Origin of the sequence: Bacillus luti (assembly GCF_001884105.1) — a bacterium.
Lineage (GTDB): Bacteria > Bacillota > Bacilli > Bacillales > Bacillaceae_G > Bacillus_A > Bacillus_A luti.
In genome coordinates this window covers 103,985-124,206 of record NZ_MACI01000078.1, presented here as the reverse complement: position 1 = coordinate 124,206, position 20,222 = coordinate 103,985, and the positions used below count along the sequence as shown (strand labels likewise).

17 protein-coding genes, 2 pseudogenes and 1 other annotated feature are annotated in these 20,222 nt (G+C 34.9%); of the genes and pseudogenes, 5 read left to right on the top strand and 14 right to left on the bottom strand.

The genetic code is table 11. The features are described from left to right. The first annotated feature begins 15 nt into the window (after positions 1-15). The gene (locus BAQ48_RS19205; protein ID WP_071712402.1) at positions 16-720 is read left to right on the top strand and encodes a polysaccharide deacetylase family protein; all 705 of its coding nucleotides are present in this window, start codon (positions 16-18) and stop codon (positions 718-720) included. A 39-nt stretch (positions 721-759) separates the two neighbouring features. On the opposite strand, the gene BAQ48_RS19200 is transcribed toward BAQ48_RS19205, so the two are convergent. Continuing rightward, positions 760-2,097, bottom strand: a complete 1,338-nt coding sequence (locus tag BAQ48_RS19200; protein ID WP_071712401.1) for a sodium-dependent transporter — start codon at positions 2,095-2,097, stop codon at positions 760-762. A gap of 303 nt (positions 2,098-2,400) precedes the next feature. After that, positions 2,401-2,623: a binding site (T-box leader), on the bottom strand. Between the two features lie 220 nt (positions 2,624-2,843). On the opposite strand from BAQ48_RS19200, the gene BAQ48_RS19195 reads away from it, so the two are divergent. Next, a complete protein-coding gene (locus BAQ48_RS19195) occupies positions 2,844-4,478 on the top strand; it encodes a putative polysaccharide biosynthesis protein (protein WP_071712400.1) in 1,635 nt (544 codons plus the stop codon). A gap of 37 nt (positions 4,479-4,515) precedes the next feature. Here BAQ48_RS19195 and BAQ48_RS19190 read toward each other — a convergent pair whose 3' ends face one another. From BAQ48_RS19190 to BAQ48_RS19165, 6 genes are all read right to left on the bottom strand, one after another. Continuing rightward, positions 4,516-5,340 (bottom strand): DUF4037 domain-containing protein, encoded by an 825-nt coding sequence (locus tag BAQ48_RS19190; protein ID WP_071712399.1) that lies wholly within the window; start codon positions 5,338-5,340, stop codon positions 4,516-4,518. A gap of 81 nt (positions 5,341-5,421) precedes the next feature. Then, complete coding sequence (locus BAQ48_RS19185) at positions 5,422-5,934, bottom strand: GNAT family N-acetyltransferase (protein ID WP_071712398.1); 513 nt, start codon at positions 5,932-5,934, stop codon at positions 5,422-5,424. A 79-nt stretch (positions 5,935-6,013) separates the two neighbouring features. Next, positions 6,014-6,931: a cysteine synthase A gene (gene cysK, locus BAQ48_RS19180; RefSeq protein ID WP_071712397.1), complete on the bottom strand. Its 918-nt coding sequence runs from the start codon at positions 6,929-6,931 to the stop codon at positions 6,014-6,016. A 10-nt stretch (positions 6,932-6,941) separates the two neighbouring features. Beyond that, positions 6,942-8,153, bottom strand: a complete 1,212-nt coding sequence (locus tag BAQ48_RS19175; RefSeq protein WP_071712396.1) for an MFS transporter — start codon at positions 8,151-8,153, stop codon at positions 6,942-6,944. A gap of 274 nt (positions 8,154-8,427) precedes the next feature. Then, on the bottom strand, positions 8,428-9,687 hold the full coding sequence (hflX, locus tag BAQ48_RS19170; RefSeq protein ID WP_071712395.1) for a GTPase HflX: 1,260 nt from the start codon (positions 9,685-9,687) through the stop codon (positions 8,428-8,430). A gap of 484 nt (positions 9,688-10,171) precedes the next feature. Continuing rightward, positions 10,172-10,717, bottom strand: coding sequence for a cobalamin biosynthesis protein CbiN (locus BAQ48_RS19165; RefSeq protein ID WP_071712394.1), 546 nt, complete (start codon positions 10,715-10,717; stop codon positions 10,172-10,174). 181 nt (positions 10,718-10,898) lie between these two features. On the opposite strand from BAQ48_RS19165, the gene BAQ48_RS19160 reads away from it, so the two are divergent. Further along, complete coding sequence (locus BAQ48_RS19160) at positions 10,899-11,882, top strand: ketoacyl-ACP synthase III (RefSeq protein WP_071712393.1); 984 nt, start codon at positions 10,899-10,901, stop codon at positions 11,880-11,882. A gap of 41 nt (positions 11,883-11,923) precedes the next feature. On the opposite strand, the gene BAQ48_RS19155 is transcribed toward BAQ48_RS19160, so the two are convergent. Further along, a complete protein-coding gene (locus BAQ48_RS19155; RefSeq protein WP_071712392.1) occupies positions 11,924-13,198 on the bottom strand; it encodes an MFS transporter in 1,275 nt (424 codons plus the stop codon). Positions 13,199-13,489: 291 nt separating this feature from the next. On the opposite strand from BAQ48_RS19155, the pseudogene BAQ48_RS19150 reads away from it, so the two are divergent. After that, a pseudogene (locus BAQ48_RS19150) lies at positions 13,490-14,350 on the top strand (leucine-rich repeat domain-containing protein); the annotation flags it as partial. Positions 14,351-14,384: 34 nt separating this feature from the next. Here BAQ48_RS19150 and BAQ48_RS19145 read toward each other — a convergent pair. The 4 genes and pseudogenes from BAQ48_RS19145 to BAQ48_RS19130 all read right to left on the bottom strand — a co-directional run. Next, positions 14,385-16,133 carry an MFS transporter gene (locus BAQ48_RS19145; protein ID WP_071712391.1) on the bottom strand — a complete coding sequence of 583 codons (1,749 nt, stop codon included), beginning with the start codon at positions 16,131-16,133 and terminating at the stop codon, positions 14,385-14,387. A 32-nt stretch (positions 16,134-16,165) separates the two neighbouring features. Further along, positions 16,166-16,705, bottom strand: coding sequence for a PadR family transcriptional regulator (locus BAQ48_RS19140; protein WP_071712390.1), 540 nt, complete (start codon positions 16,703-16,705; stop codon positions 16,166-16,168). Between the two features lie 177 nt (positions 16,706-16,882). Then, complete coding sequence (locus BAQ48_RS19135) at positions 16,883-17,695, bottom strand: polyphosphate kinase 2 family protein (RefSeq protein ID WP_071712389.1); 813 nt, start codon at positions 17,693-17,695, stop codon at positions 16,883-16,885. Between the two features lie 89 nt (positions 17,696-17,784). Further along, positions 17,785-18,033: pseudogene (locus tag BAQ48_RS19130) on the bottom strand (carbon starvation CstA family protein); the annotation flags it as partial. A gap of 110 nt (positions 18,034-18,143) precedes the next feature. Between BAQ48_RS19130 and BAQ48_RS19125 the strand changes: the two are divergent. Further along, on the top strand, positions 18,144-18,608 hold the full coding sequence (locus BAQ48_RS19125; protein WP_071712388.1) for a hypothetical protein: 465 nt from the start codon (positions 18,144-18,146) through the stop codon (positions 18,606-18,608). 9 nt (positions 18,609-18,617) lie between these two features. On the opposite strand, the gene BAQ48_RS19120 is transcribed toward BAQ48_RS19125, so the two are convergent. Together BAQ48_RS19120 and BAQ48_RS19115 are read right to left on the bottom strand one after the other, a co-directional pair. Beyond that, on the bottom strand, positions 18,618-18,896 hold the full coding sequence (locus tag BAQ48_RS19120; protein WP_071712387.1) for a hypothetical protein: 279 nt from the start codon (positions 18,894-18,896) through the stop codon (positions 18,618-18,620). Positions 18,897-18,921: 25 nt separating this feature from the next. Beyond that, positions 18,922-20,184, bottom strand: a complete 1,263-nt coding sequence (locus BAQ48_RS19115; RefSeq protein ID WP_071712386.1) for an MFS transporter — start codon at positions 20,182-20,184, stop codon at positions 18,922-18,924. Positions 20,185-20,222: the final 38 nt, after the last annotated feature.

Here is a 20,222-nt window from a genome sequence, read left to right as displayed (position 1 = left end):
TAGTGAGGTTGCTTTATGAAAAAGAAAATAATCATTACAATCGCTACATTATTCATTATTACTGTAGCATTATTCGGAACATACAAATTGATGAATGCCAGGACCTTTCAATTATTTGGAGATTTAACAAATCGCGTAGAAACAAATGAAAAAGTGATTGCTTTAACTTTTGATGATGGTCCTACTAACAATGTAAAACAAATATTACCGCTACTAGATAAATACAATGCAAAAGCTACTTTCTTTTTAATCGGAAATGAATTAGAGAAAAATTTATCGTTAGGAAAAGCTATCGTACAATCTGGGCACCAAGTTGGAAACCATACATACTCTCATAACAGAATGGTTTTTAAAACACCATCTTTTATTAAAGAAGAAATAGAAAAAACGAATTCATTAATCCGCCAAACAGGATTTACAGGCGCAATTGATTTTAGACCACCTAACGGAAAAAAGCTAATTGGTCTGCCCTATTATTTAAATAAAAACAATATCGAAACGATTACATGGGATCTTGAGCCTGATACGTTTTATAAATCTGCGGCCGATAAGATTGCATACGTTAATAAAAATGTAAAACCAGGTTCTATCATTTTATTACACTCTATGTATGATGAATCTAATGAAAATTTACAGACCATTGAAGGTATTTTAGACTCTTTATCTAAGAAGGGATATCAGTTCGTAACAGTAAATGAATTGCAAAAAAGAGCAAAATAAAAAGGTAGCGTATCATACCACGATACGCTACCTTTCTTATTAAATAATTCCAAGTACATTTAGGAATACGATAATAATTGCAATTGGTGCAATATAGCGAAGTAAGAATAACCATAATACGAATAATTTATAGCCTTTATTTTTACTTACACCAAGCTCTTTCATTAATACATCTTTCTTCATTTTTAAAGGAACGAAGATGGAAACCAGCAATACGCCAAGTGGCATTAGTATGTTACTAACCGTATAATCTGCTAAATCAAAAATTGTTTTTCCAAATGGTTTCACATCGCTTAACAAACCGAATGATAATGCTGATGGTACCCCAACAACGAAGATTAATAATCCAACGATTAAAGCCATTTTTTCACGTTTCCCTTTACCTTTTGCAGTTAAAGATGCAACGCTAATTTCTAACATCGAAATTGCTGATGTAATAGTAGCAAAGAAGAATAGTAATAAGAAAACGATGAAGAATAATTTTCCGAACGCCATTTTACTGAAAATAGCTGGCAATACGATAAATAATAGCCCCGGTCCTTGAGATGGTTCCATTCCAAATGCGAATACAACTGGGAAGATCGCAAGTCCTGCAAGTAATGTAATAACAAGCGTTAAAGCTACGATTGAAAATGCCGAACGTGGTAAACTTTCTTCTTTCGGTAAGTATGAACTATACGTTACCATTACTGCTACACCAACTGATAGTGAGAAGAACGATTGCCCCATTGCATATAAAATAATTTCTGACGTTACATTTGAGAAATCAGGTTGTAAGAAGAAGCGAACTCCTTCTCCAGCACCGTCTAATGTAAGTGCACGAACAATTAATACAAAGAATAAAACGAATAATGCTGGCATGAAATATTTATTTACTTTTTCAACACCATTTTGTACACCTTTACTTACGATAAAAATAGTAATAAGGATGAATAATAGCTGTGATCCAACTGCTAAATACGGATTGGAAATGATTTCACCAAACGTAGCTTCGTATGCCCCATTTCCTTCCCATAGTCTACCTGTAATTGCATTCCATAAATATAATAAAATCCAACCTCCTACAACGCTGTAGAAAGAAAGTAATATGAAACAAGTTACAATCCCCAATTTACCTAACCACGGCCATAACGTTTTAGGAGCAATCTCTCTGTACGCATCAACGGCCTCTTTTTGTGTGCTTCTTCCAATAACGAATTCAGCTAATAATAGCGGTAATCCAATTAATAATGTGAAACCGATGAAAATAAGGAAGAACGCACCGCCCCCTCCAATGCCGGCCATATATGGGAATTTCCAAATCGCTCCAAGACCAATTGCTGAACCTGCTGCAGCTAATACGAAACCTAATTTCGATGTCCATTGCTGTGAATTCATTTGTTAATCTCCTCTCTGTCTCTTTTTCTTTGTTTCAGTTCAGTATTTATATTGTTCTATCAATACTCTTTTCTAATACGTTCACTTCCTCCCTAATAATAAAAAAACGCCCCTACGTAAATACGTAGGGACGACAAAAATATCGCGGTACCACCCTAGTTATGAAGATACAACAAAGTTAGGACCTAAATAAAAAACGCCCCTACGCAAATACGTAGGGACGATAAAATTATCGCGGTACCACCCTAGTTATGAAGCCACAACAAAGTTAGGACCTAAATAAAAAACGTCCCTACGTAAATACGTAGGGACGATAAATATCGCGGTACCACCCTAGTTGTGAAACAATCTTCACCACTTTATTTGATAACGGTATAAACTACCGTCTTTCATTTCCTCACAATGTGAGATTTATGAAAGATGCTCCAGGACGAACTTCATGAATAATCTATATACTGATTCACACCAACCATCAGCTCTCTGAAATAGGGAGATATTCACTACTATACCCTTTCATTGCCCAAATATTATTTTCCGAATTGATTACTATCATTTTTATCATACATTAAAAATAGTGTCAACTTATATTTTGAATTTTTATGTATTACAATCTATTTAAACATTCAAAATATGACTTTTAAATGAATAGTATTAGAACATTTATGGTTTATACTGTATTAACTTCTCTAGCAGGTTTATAGTAGTATACGATGAATGTAAGATAGCGTGAGTAGGAGGAAAGAGTTTTGTCTACGTCAAAAGTTTTAAAAGGAACTGCTTTATTAAGCGGTGCCACAATGATTTCACGTATTTTAGGATTTATATACTTCTTCCCTTTTCAATTATTAGTTGGAACGCAAGGGGTTGCTTTATATGGATATGCATACTCTTGGTACGGTATTTTATTAAGCTTTTCAACAGCTGGTATTCCTATTGCCGTCTCCAAATTTGTTGCAAAACATAATGCGCTTGGTGATTATAGTACAAGTAAAAAATTGTATAACTCGAGCGTAAAATTGATGTTGTTTATGGGCTTTTTAGGATTTTTAATTTTATTTATTGGAGCACCGTATATATCACAATTTATTATTCGCTCGAAAACACCAGATCCACAATTTATTGCCGATGTAACACTTACGATGCGAGCATTAAGTTTCGCACTTATTATTGTACCAGCTATGAGTGTTACCCGTGGTTATTTCCAAGGTTTCCAACATATGAAACCTAGTGCTGTTTCTCAAGTGGTAGAACAAATTGCGCGTGTTGTTTTCATTTTAGTCGGCAGTTTTATCGTCTCAAAACTATTAGGGGGTTCAGTAGCTTCTTCTGTTGCAGTTGCTACGTTTGGTGCTGTTATCGGGGCGCTTGCCAGCGTTTCTATTCTAATGATGTACTGGAAAAAATATAACCGATTAAAACCTCCCGAAGGCGAATTAAAATCAAGAGCATCCAATATTCCGTTAAAAAATATTTATATAGAATTACTTCGATACGCAATCCCAATTGTCTTTGTCGGTATTGCAATTCCGCTCTATACATTAGTAGATCAATATACTGTAGCTGATGTCCTTAGAGCAATGGGAGAGCCGTTAGAAACAGCGAATGCAGTGTTCGCTTATATAACGAACTATGCACAAAAGTTAATTATGATTCCAGCTTCACTTGCAACTGGATTCTCGTTAACAATTATTCCGGCTATAACGAAATCTTATACAAGCGGGAAACTAGCAGAATTACAAGAACAAATTTCAAAGATATTCCAAGTATTATTATTCTTCACGATCCCAGCTGCATTCGGTCTTGCTAGTATCGCTTATGATGCATTCCGCATGGTTTATGTAGATCCTAAAATTGCACTTGATGGATCACAATATTTAATTTCATTTGCACCTTCTGCTATATTAAGTGCAATTTTCACAGTTTCAGCAGCTATATTACAAGGAATTGATTATCAAAGAAAAACAATGATTGCATTCTCAGCCGGTATTCTCGTTAAGGTTTTAGTGAACACACCGCTCTTACATTTATTCGGTGGACATGGTGCTGTACTTGGAACAATTCTTGGATACCTCGTTTCCAATGTTATTATGTTGTACTGCATCGTTAAGTTTGCGAAATTTAAAATTGGCGAGACAGCAAAAACAGTATTTCTTATTACGATTTACTCAGCGGCGATGTCTGCTGTTGTAATTGCATTAAAAGTAATTTTAAAATGGTTAATCCCTGGACAATCTTATATCGAATCACTGCTTATTGTATTTATATGTGGCGCTGTAGGAGGGGTTGTTTACCTTTTATTCGTATTAACAAGTGGACTTGCTTCACATATTCTTGGTGATCGTATTCAACGTTTACCTGTATTGGGGAAATTAGTAAAATAAAAAGAAGAGATGTAACTCATTGTTACATCTCTTCTTTTTATTTTGCATATTGAATATGTTTTTGTTGCTCAGCAATATTTAATTCTGGAGCATGGTGTTCTACTAAATATAATACCTCTTTTATTAACATTTCTAACTCCTGCACACTATACTCCGGTTTCTCCATCAACGTATTCGCCATACGCTCATATAAGTTTTCAGGCTTAATACTCATTCGTTCCACATTATACTGCATCCATTTAAATGCAGGATGATGCACATACATTTTATTCAAACCAAATAAGGTCCCAAATATATTTCTTTGCACTTCACAAATAACATCATATAGCATAAGCCAATCTTTTCGTTTTAAAAGAGCCTCTCGATTATGCCAACGATTGCTTAACCAAAGATTTTCTGAAATCATCCGTTTCGCTAGATCTTCTGGATATGTTACAACTCTCTCTTTTAATTCATTCACTTTCTCTTCTCCATACAAACTAACACCATCATGAACCGATGATACAATACATTGTTTCTCATAATTTATATCATAACGTTCTACAACTTCTGAAATAACATTTTCTACGGTCACTGTTAAAAAATTACTAATATCCAATTTAATTCCTTCTGTCGTCAAATACGTTTCCGACCACTCTTCTTCCTCATAAGGATGATAGGACAAAACTGTCCCTTCAATACTATTAATAGGAGCCCTACGATCTTCATCCGCTGGTGGTTCTGACCATAAAATATGTAATTCAATATCTGAATGTTCATCTTCTAATTTTCTTGCTACTGAACCCGCTAAAATAATAGACTCCACTTTCGGATTTCCTCTATAAATCTCCGACATTTCTATTGCTTTCTCTTTTAACCCCACTTCATTTCCCCCTAAAATTGCAGTACATCATTACTTTTTCATTTATCTATTTCGATATTACCTTTTCAAGTTCCTACTAGATCATATTTCTATCCAATAACGCTGAACAATTTCGCCTGTATGAGAAGAAAACACTTCATCTTCTAACACACCGCCAACCTTTTGAATCGTTTTAGCCGATGCGATATTAACTTTATCACAAGTTATTAACACTCTCTGCAACCCTAACTTTTGCGCTTCACCTAATGCGAGTTTTAATTGTTTTGTCGCATAACCTTGGCGACGTTTATTCGGATGGACACTATATCCAATATGACCACTTTCCCGCAATAATTCTTCGTTTAATCGATGTCTAATATTCACAAAACCTATAAGTTCCCCTTTTTCAAAACTTAAAAATTGACTAGATGGTACTCGATTAGCTTGTAAGTTTTCTCCTACTTCTTGTATACTCACTTTTTCAAACCATCCACCAAGTACATCAAAATTTTGTAAAGAACTACTGCCATGTGGTTGTTCATCAGCATGTAAAAACGCCTCTCGATACTCCATAATTTGTTCACTATATTCATGCATTGGTTTTAATAGTTTCATTGTCATTCTCCCCCTCTTTACACCCTAAAACAAACAGCTTAATCGTGACAATTTCACGATTAAGCTGTTTCAATTATTTTCATTCAAATAATCCCATACTCAAATAACGTTCACCTGTATCAGGTGCAATACATAAAACTTTTTTACCAGCGCCTAATCGTTTTGCAATCATAATTGCTGCGTAAACAGACGCCCCTGAAGATGGCCCAACTAATAACCCCTCTTGTCTAGCTAAGTTTCTCATTGTCGTTAAAGCCTCTTCGTCTGCAATTTGAATAATTTCGTTATACACTTCTGTATTTAAGTTTTTCGGGATAAACCCTGGACTTGTTCCTACTAGTTTATGAGGACCCGGAACACCGCCTGATAAAACAGGTGATCCTTTTGGTTCTACTACTGCAATATATAAGTTTGGTAGTTTCTCTTTTAACGTTTCCCCAGTCCCTGTAATCGTTCCACCAGTTCCTGCCGTTGCAACAAAAGCATCAAGCTCTCCATCCATTTGTTCGTAAATTTCAAGTGCAGTCGTATAACGGTGAATATTCGGGTTTGCTGGATTTTCAAATTGTTGCGGAATAAAACTATTTGGAATTTGCTTTTGCAATTCTAACGCCTTCGCAATTGCTCCTGGCATTCTTTGTTCTGCCGGTGTTAAAACTACTTCTGCTCCGTATGCTTTCAATAAATTTATACGCTCTTTTGACATATTATCTGGCATAATTAAAATCGCTTTATACCCTTTAGCGGCTGCGTTCATCGCTAAGCCTATTCCTGTATTTCCACTTGTTGGCTCAATAATTGTATCTCCTGGTTTAATAAGACCATTCTCTTCTGCAACGTGCAGTAAATTATAGGCAGCACGGTCTTTCACACTACGTGACGGATTAAACATTTCTAATTTCACATACACATCTGCTGCGTCTTCTGGAACAAATTTAGATAATCGGACAACAGGTGTATCTCCTATTAATTCTGTTACGTTTTCACATAATTTCATAGTGCATCCCCTATTCTATCGTTTTCTTATCATTTGGTAATAGCCATGAAGTAAGTCCAATTAATGGTAGACAACTACATAGTAACATAATGAATTGTAGACTATATATGTCCGCCAATTTCCCAAGAACTACAGATCCTAAAGCTCCGAGTCCAAACGCAAGCCCTACAATTAATCCAGATACCATCCCTACTTTTCCAGGTACAAGCTCTTGCGCGTATACAACAATTACACTAAAACTACTTGAACTAATAAACCCGATACATAAAAATAACGGTACGACCCACACGAGAGAAACATGAGGTAGTAAAAGTGCAAGCGGCGCTGAACCAAGCATTGAAAATACAATAATTGTTTTCTTTCCAAATCGATCTGCTAGTGGACCACCAAAGAAAGTTCCTAACACACCGGCAATCATAAATGCAAATACGAAATACTGGGCATTTTTTATAGATAGACCATAATGCTCAATTAAATAAAATTGATAGAAATTCCCAATACCAGCACCGTACCAAGAACGTACAAAAGTAAGAAAAACAAGAAGTAAAATAACAAATTTAATATGTGTACTTACAATCGCATTTTCTGCCTCAAGTGCAGCTCTCTTTTTTCTTCTCACAGCGCCAGTTGCTAATTCATTCCTATACCAATTTGATACGAAAATTAATAATACAATTCCTACCGCTGCAAATGCAGTAAAACCTAAAGATCCAATTTGACCGAGCGGAACGAAAATTAATGCTGTAAAAATAGGAGCCAGAGAATTCCCTGTATTTCCTCCCACTTGATAAATCGCTTGTGCTAACCCTCGTTTTGCACCTGCTGCCATATAGGCAACTCGAGCACCTTCTGGATGAAAGACTGCGGAACCTAATCCAATAAATAAAACAGAAATAATAACAATAATAAAATTCGGTGCAAACGCGAGTCCAATCATTCCAAGCATACTCGAAAACATACCGAGCGGTAATAAAAATGGTGATGGCTTCTTATCCGAATACATACCAAAAACCGGCTGCATAATGGATGACGTCATATTTAACGCAAATGCAATCCATCCCACTTGCATATAGGATAAATTCATTGTTTTTTCCAAAATAGGAAACAGCGCCGGTACAACTGCTTGCATCGAATCATTTAGAAAGTGTCCGAAACTAATCGCAAATAATATTCGGTATATTGTCGGTGTTTCTACTGTGTTTTTTTGTGAAGCTGCCTGCATATATGAATCGCTCCTTCCTGTACAAAATATATTTATTACATTAAGTGTAATAAAATAAAACTTTAACCATAATAAATTCTGACTTTTGAAACATTTCTATTCTATACTGGTTTCGTTTCTTTTTCCAGAAATATCACTTCTGAAATAACATATTTTTCACATCTGTTTCATCAGATTTTTTTCATATAAACTCTTTTATACTAAGTTAGGACAATAGGTAAGCTTGCATCTACGCAAAAAAGGCGATCCTAAAACATATCAGGATCGCCTTTTTTTATATCGCAAAACGCTTATACTTTTCGTAATCACTCGTCTTACATTCTACTTCTAGTTTCGTACCTTCGTTTTCATAACTCGTAGATAGAACGTGCGCATGATTATTGAAATAAGAAACCACCTGTCCTTGATCATATGGAATTAACATTTCACACTTCGTATACTCTTTATAAATGTGTGAACGAATCATTTCAACAAGCTCTTCCATTCCAACATGTTTCTTAGCTGATAAATAAACACGGTCTTCTTGTACTTTCGGAATTTCAACATCTACCATATCTGATTTGTTATAAGCATAAATGGTTGGGATATTTTCTACTCCAATTTTCTTTAACGTTTCATTTGTAATCTCAATTAATTGTTCATAATTTGGATTTGCGTAATCTACAACGTGAATAAGTAAGTCTGCTTCCGCTACTTCTTCTAATGTTGAACGGAATGCTTTCACAAGATGATGCGGTAATTTACTTACAAATCCAACTGTATCTGTTAATAAGAATGATTTGTTATCTGGCAAATCAATATTTCGTACAGATGTTTCTAACGTTGCGAATAACATATCTTTTTCAAATACTTGTTTTTCTTCTGTACCATTATAAATTTCAAGCATGGCATTCATCGTCGTTGACTTTCCTGCGTTCGTATAACCTACTAATGCTACAACAGGAATTTCATTTTTCTTACGTTGCTTTCGCTGCGTCTGACGCTGTGCAACAAGTGCTTCTAAATCTTTATTTAAAACTGAAATTTGTTCTTCAATTTTACGACGGTCTAACTCTAATTTCTTCTCACCGACACCTTTATTTTTCGTACCAACGCCGCCGCTCTGTCTTCCTAACGACTCACGAAGACCGATTAAACGAGGCATCATATATTGAAGATGTGCTACTTCTACTTGTAGCTGCGCTTCTTTCGTTTTCGCACGTTGCGCAAAAATATCTAAAATTAATATGGTACGGTCAATTACTTTACAATCTAAATCCGCCTCTAAATTTCGAATTTGTGAAGGAGATAATTCGTCATTAAAGATGACCATATTCGCATCTACTTCATTAACATAGGCTGCTACTTCTTCAATCTTTCCTTTTCCAATATAATGTGACGGATTTACTCGTTGTAAATTTTGCGTTACTTGCCCAATTACCTCTACATCACAAGCTTCTGCAAGATTTGTTAACTCTTCCATCGAATAAGCAAAATCATCTTCATTACCTAAATTTACTCCAACTAAAACTGCTCTTTGTAATAATTCTTCCATATATTAATTCCTCCATTTCGATTACGTAAAATAAAAAACACAGGTCACTGCCTGTGTTTTCGTAAACGGATAAGGGTTCACCAAACAAACAGGAGAAAGCTATACTTTCATCCTATCTCATAGTCAATAAGCCTCAAAATCATATACGTATCCACAATAAGTGTTCACCTATACGATCCCATTCTATTTATAAAGGCAAAACAAAAAGAGGGCGTATTCGTCCCTCCCTCTTTTTCACATATAAGCTTAATAAAGGGTTCCTTTAAAATAGGCAGACCAATCCCGTTCACTCTGCACACAGACAGAGCCTTTGAGCGCTATTCAATTATTGGCACAAAGTATTGAGACGTAATCTGATTAAGATCAAAGGAAGCCCCTCCGTTCATTTTAAGTTACATAAAGTGTAGCATAAGTAATTCGCTTTCACAAGGATTAAACCACCTATAGAAACAGAAAGAAAATCTTTATATATTTACTTTAATCGTCATTTTTTGCGCGTTCTTCTCACAACAAAAATAACAAAAGCAATGATTAATAGACCAACAGAAATGATAGCAATTTGCCACCAACTTAAACTGCTCACCATCCCATCTTTTAAATCCACTTTCTTCGTCGGAACAGACTCTTTTGCAATATGACTTAAAGCATTTTTCTCAATCTCTGCCTCATCTAATCTCTTCGTTCCACTGCAGATAGATGTCTCTAACTTTCCTTCTCCTCTATAAGAAGAAAAAACTAAATACTCTCCTCCCTCCGCAAAAGGAAATGTACAGCTACTAAAACTTGTATATACAATAACTTGTGAAGAACTTGTCCCTTTCCAAATTTTCTTCACTTCAAATAATATTTCCATTTTTCCGTCCTTCTCTTGAACTTCTAATACCTTACCTTCAAACACTACATCATTTTTTTGTAACCTCTCTTCTGGTGCTGCTTTCATACACTCACAAGCGTAAGACTTCTCTGGTAAAATAAAATAAATAAAGCTACAAATCAAAACTAGAGACAATACATATATGATTCTTTTCAAGAATCTCAAACCCCTTCATTATCAATTTTAGGAGCTTTCCGTATTTTATTTGGACATCACTCCTCAAATCCCTTTTCGTTTTATTAGAATATAATGATTTCATTAAATGAAAAATCCTAATTGACATTTTTATAACCTGATATTAGTATCAGGTTATAAAAATAAGTTAGGAGATGTTCCTATGCATTCTAAATCTCGTATTACTGCAATCGGTACTTATGTTCCAGATCAAATATTATCTAATAATGATTTAGAAAAGATGATCGATACGAATGATGAATGGATTGTACAACGAACAGGAATGAAGGAAAGAAGAATTGCTTGCGAAGACGAATACTCCTCCCACTTAGCCATTAAAGCAATTCAAAATTTATGTACAACATTTAAAAAGAACTTAGAAGATATCGACTGTATCATCGTCGCTACAACAACTGCTGACTATGTTTTTCCTAGTGTCGCGTGTCAAATACAACAACACTTCAACATACCTCATACACTAGCTTTTGATTTAAATGCGACTTGCGCTGGTTTCACATATGGCTTGCACGTTGGGAATAGCTTGATTACTTCTGGATCACATGAAAAAGTACTTGTCGTAGCGACAGAGACATTATCTAAAGTTACTGATTACACCGATAGAACGACCTGTATTTTATTCGGTGATGGCGCTGGAGCTATTTTATTAGAAAAAGATGAAAAAAAACCAAGCTTTATCGCCGCTCACATGGGAACAAATGGTGACGGCGGAATTCACCTATACAGAACAAACTTATCTACTACTATGAATGACACACCACTGCAAACAAATGAAAAAATCGTTCAAAATGGAAGAGAAGTATATAAATGGGCAACACGCACGATGCCAGCAGGTATAAAAGAACTATTACATACCGTAAATATGCAAATAGATGATATAGACTGGTTCATTCCCCATAGCGCTAACTTACGAATGATCGAATCTATTTGTGAGAAATCTCAAATTCCAATGCAAAAAACATTAACGAGTGTGGAATTTATGGGGAATACATCTTCCGTCTCTATTCCACTTGCACTAGATTTGGCTAGTAAAGAAGGAAGATTAAATAATGGAGACACACTTTTACTATATGGATTCGGTGGTGGGCTTACGCATTTAGGGCTTATTGTAGAGTGGGATTTAATTTAAGTGTATAAAAAGAGGTTCTAGTCAGTAACTAGAACCTCTCTTTAATTTCTTGCCCCTTTTTGAGACCATATAACAACAGGAATAAGCAATAACGCTAACACTCCTCCAGCTAATGACAATGCTGCATAACTTGAATTCGCTACTACCATTCCTGACATCGCTCCGCCTGAAGCTCCCGCTAACGCAATAAACACATCTATCTTCCCTTGTGTTTTTGCACGTGTAGAAGGGATAGTTGCATCAACAATTTGAGCCGTACCGCTTATTAAACCGAGGTTCCATCCTAATCCAAGTAAAGACAAGGCAACAATTAATAGTATTAAAGAATCACTCGGTGCTATCGCAGCTATGACACCTGCTGCTAGTAAAATTACTCCACCAGCTATACTCATCGTAGTTCTTCCAATTTTATCAATTAACATTCCCGTAACGAGAGATGGAAGATACATTGCACCTACATGAAAACCAATTACAAGACCTACTGCACTTAAACCGTGGCCATGGTGTCCCATATGAACTGGCGTCATCGTCATAATGGCAACCATCACAATTTGAGTAAGTATCATTACGATTGCTCCAACGGTAATGCCTCGTTTATTTTCTTTCACTTCTTCTGTTACCGGTTGCCCTTTATATGTATGTTCTTGTTTATATGCTTCTATCATATTAGCAATAAGTAACGGATCTGGACGAAGCATAACAAAAAGGACAAGACCCGCAAGTATAAATGCTGTTGCTGATAATATGAATGGACCAGCAAGTTCAGGAATTCCAATTGAATGAGCAAACCTTCCCATTACACCTACTAAATTTGGACCTGCGACTGCACCAAAAGTCGTCATGACCATCGTAATACTAACAGCAGTTGCTCGTTGCTTCTTATTCGCTAAATCTGTACCAGCATAACGAGCTTGTAGATTTGTAGCTGTACCTGCACCGTATATGAGTAAAGAGACTAATAAAAGCATAATACTATTTGTTATAGCTGCCAATACAACTCCAATAGCACCTAATCCACCTACTATAAATCCTGCTGCAAGCCCTATGCGGCGACCATGTTTTTGTGATAACTTTCCTACAATAAAAGCTGCTACTGCAGATCCCAACGTAAACATAGCTGCCGGTAATCCTGCATATGCATCTGTGCCGAGCATTTGCTGCGCAAGAAGTGCACCTACTGTAATTCCAGCAGCTAACCCTGCCCCGCCGAACATTTGCGAAATACTTACGATTATTAATGTTCGTTTATATAGTTTTTGTTGCTCTTCTTCTGTATACATACGATTACTTTTTAAAGCCCCCGCCTTCTCCAACAATTCCTCATCCCCCCTTTAAAATTAAACCCTCTTGTTAATGTACTATGTTTAACGTTACATATTCAATGGCATTTGCCATTCTTCTCTTTCATTCTAAAAAACTCTCTAACCAAATTCGTCTTCTCCCATGCTATATTAAAAATATTACTATTCACAATATGCAAGGAGAACACAATGAAAAAACACCTAAAACTATGCGAAGCTTGCAAACATAATCCGATACATAATGCCATAGATTTCGACAAATCAAACCAATCTTTTAAATTATGTAGTCAATGTCACAATCGTCTTATCTCTTTTAAAAAGAAACCACAAAACTTTTTAGTTATGGATGGCACCGTACAAATTCATGAAAATAGACTGGATGAGTACGTACACTTCATTAATACAAACAACTTTACCGATATTTACATTAATGATCTTAGGTATAGTTTGAACCATATTAATTTTCTAGAACACTGCCCACAAATTGAAAGCTTACACATTGGTAGTACATATATTACTGATTATTCAGCTTTATATAAATTAAAAAACTTAAAATCTTTAGCACTAGACGAACCTCAAGTCCCACTAAACTTAACGGAACTAGAAAGCTTTACAAATTTAGAGGAACTTTACATACAGTGGAATAAAAACATTACAGGGTTCGAATCTTGTCCTAACTTAAAAGAACTATACATTTGGAAATACAAGCCGAAACAAAAAAATCTTGAAGAATTAATACCTTTACGAAAACTTGAAAAACTAAGAATTACACAAGGAAACATTAACTCCTTAAAAGGATGTAGAGCATTCCCTAAATTAAAGCAATTAGAACTCAATTATTTAAGAAATTTAGAACATATTGATGAGATTGAAAAAAACGCTTCAACATTAAAATACGTCGAATTCGATCATTGCAGTAAAATGAAAAATCACGACTATTTATGTTATTTAACAGATTTAGAAATACTCATTCTATCAGGTTGTGGTAACATACAAAATCTACAATTCATTAAAGAGCTACCTAAATTAAAGCATTTTAGCTTCGTGGATTCTACGATTGTAGACGGCAATTTAGAGCCTTGTGTCGGAATTGATTTTGTTGGCTTTAATAATAAGAGGCATTATAGCCATAAGTTTAACGAATTAAACCCAGATTTTCCATACTAGCGTAAAGAAAAACAGGCTGCTATTAGCCTGTTTTTTACGCTTCCTCTACCACTCTTCCCCTTCTCTTTTTACTCAAAGTCTTTCCTTCCCAAAATAACAAACTTACTAAAGCACAAACTAAAATAATTGGTACACTCGCTTTATATAAATCTGTAAAACTCATCGCCATCTGATTCTTAGCATAATGCTTCACGTCATCTGAAAATGCGAGTGCCTCTTTCTTTACAATTTCCTCTTGCTTTTCAACTTCCTTTATCACTTGATTCATAACTTCTTCTCTTTTTATGTCTCTATATTCTACTGGAACAGCATTTAATACTTCATCTACTTTTTGGTGAATTAGTTCGTCTTTTTTCTCTTTATTTAACCCTACAAATGTTTCATTTTGATGCTTTTCTACATTCGTTTCTATACTTTGATTCTCTATTTTTTCTTTTGTCATTTGTAATATCTCAGTTTGCTGAGTACGATCCACATGAATATTTCCTACTTTTTCTTCTGCATAACGATATACATTCTCTTTATTTACAGTTAAGTTGTGAGTTAAGTTAGATACAAATATTGCGACCGCTAATACAATTCCTACTTGCCGCAACATTGATACGACACTTTGAGAAGCAGTTAACAATTCCCCTTCAAACGAAGATGCGCTTAAAACAGTAATTGGTCCCACTACTAAACCATATCCAACGCCTAATATCATACATGGAATAATAATTTCTATATTTGTTGAATTGACGTCAATCATTTGGAACCAATAGTAGGAAAAACCCATAACAAGAAATCCTGACAAAATAATAGTTACTTTGCCAAGCTTTCTAATTAATGTTGCTGCAACTGGTGAGACAAAAAATATCATTGCTGAAATAGGTGTCACTAAAAAAGCTGCTTCAATTTCCGTTCGACCTTGTATTTTCGTCAAGAACGTTGGAAGTAATACAGTTACTCCAATTAAAAATAAATTACTTAATATTACAACGATAGATGCTCCAACAAACATTCGATCTTGAAATAACTTTAAATTCACCATTGGATTATGAATCTTTCGTTCTACTAAAACAAATAGAATAAGAGAAATAGTGCTAATTACATAACAAGACAAAGCTATATTACTTTGCCATCCCCATGTATTGCCTTTTACTAATATGAGAGTAAAAGAAAAAATTGCTGTGCTACTTAATAGTAGTCCTATCCAGTCTATTTTTGAGATGATACGTTCTTCATTTTTTATTTGTAACATAATGCAGCATAAAATGATTCCAAGAATACAAATTGGAACATTAACGAAGAACACCCATCTCCAACCGAAATTTTGTGTAATAATTCCGCCTATTACCGGTCCCATCGCAGCTGATAGTCCTTGCGTTACCCCTAAAATCGCAAGTGCAACATGCCTCTTAGCTAATGGCATAGCTGATACACCAATTACCATACTAGTTGGAAATAAAATCGCTGCACCTACACTTTGTATAAAGCGAGAAAAGATAAGAAAATCACCCGTATTAGCAAAAGCACAAAGTACTGATCCACCACCAAAAATTATCAAACCAAGAATATACATCTTTGCTTTCCCAAAAATATCAGCTATCCGTCCTAACGGAATAGCAAGTACTGCAATCGTCATTGTATATACATTTAATACCCAAGACATCTTTTCTAATGAAGTATTTACATTCGATTGTATTGCCGGTAAAGCTATATTCATAATTGTCGTATCAATCATACAAAGAAAGATACCTAGACACATTAAAAAGACAATCTTAATACCCTTTGATTGTTCCATCTTTATTTACCCCTTTATTTCGAACGTGTTTTTCATTCTTCCTTTTTATTGTGTTCTTTTGCTTCTAATTTCTCTAGTTTTCTTTTCAATGTCTCCACTTGTGCACTATACGATGCAATACCTACATCGAGGGAAATTTCCTCGACAAAAGTAATACCTACTCTCCACTTTTCATATTTCAATCGAAGATCCGCAATATATGCTTCTTTCCTTTTAATTTCCTCTTCAATCCATTTTTTTATCGCCTTATCATCGCTATAATTACCGAAATACATCCTCATTAAAAAATCTGAACGTAAAACGTCTTTCTCTACATCTGTTTGCATGTATTGATAAAACTCTTCACGACCTTCATCTGTAATAAAGTACATTTTCTTATTCGGTTTCCCTTCTTGCATAACAACTTCTTTTTTTATTTTCTCCTCTTTTTCCAACTGACGTAACGTTGGATAGATCATTCCAAAACTTCCATCAAAGAAATGAGTAAATACATCTTCAAACACAATTTTAATATCATAACCAGACATTTCTTTTCCCATTAACAAGCCTAAAACAACATCTCTTCCCTTCAAAATAAAACCCCCACACAGTATATAATCAATAATCATATTAACATTGTTAATATGATTATTGATTATATACCTTATTCTGTTAATTGTAAAATGTTTCTAAATAAAAAACCATCCTGTAATTTGGTTTCTCAAATTTCCAGGATGGTTCTTCGTTATATTTCATATTCAAATTTCGTACTATTTTACAATTACATCTTGATTCATTTCAAAATCCTCTACCTTACCTTCTTTCATTTCATAATAATAAGAAGGCAATTCTATACCATGCTCTACAAAATAATCCTCAATCAATGAAATAATCACTTTCAACGTTTTCACACGAGCATATAATTTATCGTTACTTTCGATAATATGCCAATTCGCATTTGGCTTATTTGTTCTTTCAAACATGTCTTCCGTTGCTTCAACATACTCGTCCCATTTGTCGCGATTACGCCAATCTTCGTCTGTAATTTTCCACCTTTTTAATGGGTTTTTCTCTCTATCTTTAAACCTCTTTAATTGTTCATCTTTACTAATATGATAGAAGAATTTTCCTATTATGTAATGATCATCGGTTAATAATTTTTCAAAATCATTAATCTCATCATATGCTCTCATCCATTCTTCCTGTGTAGCAAAACCTTCCACACGCTCAACTAACACACGGCCGTACCACGAGCGATCAAAAATAGTAATTTGCCCGTACTGAGGAAGTTTCCGCCAGAAACGTTGCAAGTAATGGTACCGTTTTTCATGAGGTGCAGGTGCTCCAATCGGAGTTACTTGAAAACCACGCGGATCAAGATGCTCCGTCACTCGTTTAATCGCTCCACCTTTTCCAGCTGCATCCCAGCCTTCCATAACAAGCATAACTGCAATTTTTTCCTCTTTTACAATTTGCTGAAGTGCTAATAAACGTCTCTGGTATTTTTCAAGTTTCTTATTATACTTAGATTTTGATTCGATTCTTTTCGTTAAATCTATTTTAGCAAGATGTCCATTTTCCATAAAACAAATCCCCCTTGTTGTATGACAATACTATTTTAACATGTATTTGGTAATTTTTTCATATTACAAAAAGCTGTTTAGAAAAATCTCTACACAGCTTTCATGAAACATATAGCAGTTAAAATAACTGTAATAACCGCACCTACTACATAAGACGTATTTAGTGAAATCTTAAAACCTATTTTCGCATTTAAAATATAAATGACTGTCATGAGCGTCATAAAGATTGCTGGAATTAAGAACACAACATATGGTTTTCCTTTTATAAATAAATACATCGTTCCAATCCATAAAGCAATTGCTGCAGTCGATTGGTTAGCTCAAGAGAAATATCTCCATCTTATTCACGAAGAGAGACTATACTTTTCACAATTGAATTATGGTATATCCTCTTACAAAGAGAAGATAATAACAAATAAATCCGTTAAAGAATGGGAGCTCTCTAACAATGAAACGAAAAATATTTTCTCTCTTTGCACTAACCTGTTTAGCACTACCAATACAAGCTAGTGCATACACATTTCAATCACTACCAATTGCGTCAAAGTCTAAACAATGGTATATCGAAATTGATAAATCGTATAACTCAAACAAGCAAGAAGTGCAGCCAAAACAGGGTGTATATGGTACGTATCGTTTACTCGTAAAAAACATCGGTAATGATGTATCAAACGTAGCTGTGGAAATACTTAATAACACTCCTACCTCTAAAGCTACTTTTAATCCTACTACATTAAATAACAACGTTTCAAAAAGTCATACAAATTTTGACTACATAGTATTCCCTTTAGACTTTAACAGCCATAATTTCAAAGTCGTCATTACTTGGGAAGAAAAGAATTTCTCTTACAACGGCCATCCCGTAAATGAGGGTAAAAAAATGAAACAAACATTTGTATTTAATGAAGACTAAGTTCTGAACTTAGTCTTCATTTATGAAACCTGATTGGATTGCTTCTGTCACTTCTTTTGTAATTTCTAGTTCGGTTGCTTCCGTACTAATTTGCTTGTGCCAAATATGTACGGAAGGCTTTTTATTATAAAAATGCTTTAATAATAATAATCGATTATATACTATATTATTTTCTATATGAGTAGCGATATAGACCGTGAAATTTTTTGCTTCAAAAACCTTTTCTTGCAAAGTGTATTTGCTTTCCAATTGCCTTACTACTATATCTTTCAAATTTTCTATCGTCATATACGTAGTCCCCTTCCTCCTATCATCAATCAAATCGACGAATACTCCGCACAGACAATGCCATACCTATTGTTATAATCACTAATATCGCTAGCAATACAATCGTTATCTCGCCACCTATTACATTCGCTAGCCAACCAACAACTACGTATCCTAATGGCAATAAAGCGAAAGAACCTAACATATCAAGACTTGCTACTCTTCCGAATGCTTCTTCTGGTACGAGTTCTTGTAAACTCGTTTCCCAAATAAGTCCAAATATCATCATACCGAATCCTTCGATTGCCATTAAGAAAATTAAAGCAGGTGCCCAAGAAATGAAAGGCATAATTAGTAGAGCGATGCCACTAATTAAAACACCTCCATAGGCAAGTAATCCTCTTTTATGCCATCGTTCCCTCCCGCCAAATAGTAGTGCGGCGATTACGGCACCACCACCAGAAGCTGCCATGCCTAGTCCATATACGTAAGCTTCAAAATGATGGTGAACATTAAACAACCATGGAATTAATACGACGATAATGCCGGCATAACAAATGTTTACGAAAGAAAACACTAAAATTGTAATCCATAGCCACGGATGACTTTTTAAAACTAAAACCCCTTCCATAAACTCTTTTTTATAATCGACCTTACTCTTTTCAATCGATTTTACTTTTTTAAATTTAATTTCTTTTAAAAATAATAAACAGAAAAATGATAATAAATACGTTGCTGCATCGAGTCCAAACCCTATCCCAGCAGATGCAACTGATACAATTAACCCGCCAAGTGCTGGTCCGATTAATCGTATGCCTTGATTACTCATTTGCGTGAGTGCATTAGCTGCATTACGAATTTCAGGTACGAATACTTTTGCTCTTACAGCAGAATATGCTGGCTGAAAGATCCCTTCCATAAGTCCGTATAATGCAACGAGGACATATAAAAGTGTAATTGTTAATACATCCATCAGTATAAGCGATCCAAGTAATAGCATTAATATACAGCGAATGATATCTGTAAATAACATTAATTTTACTCGGTCAATTCTATCTACAACTAACCCCGCAAACGGTAAAACAAGAATATTAGGTAGCATGTACATTGCCATCGTCATCCCCATTACAACTGTTGAACCAGTTAATGAGTAAACAACGACTGGCAAAATAACCATCGTTATAGAACTCCCTAAAGTTGAAAGCAATTGTCCAATCCACAAAAATTTAAAATGCCGTGACACTTTAACTGGCAACAGTAATTTGCCAACATACCCTAAACCTTTTTCTCTTTGTATTTCCCCTTGCATTGCCCTCTCCTCTTTTCAAATAATTATAGAATTCATAA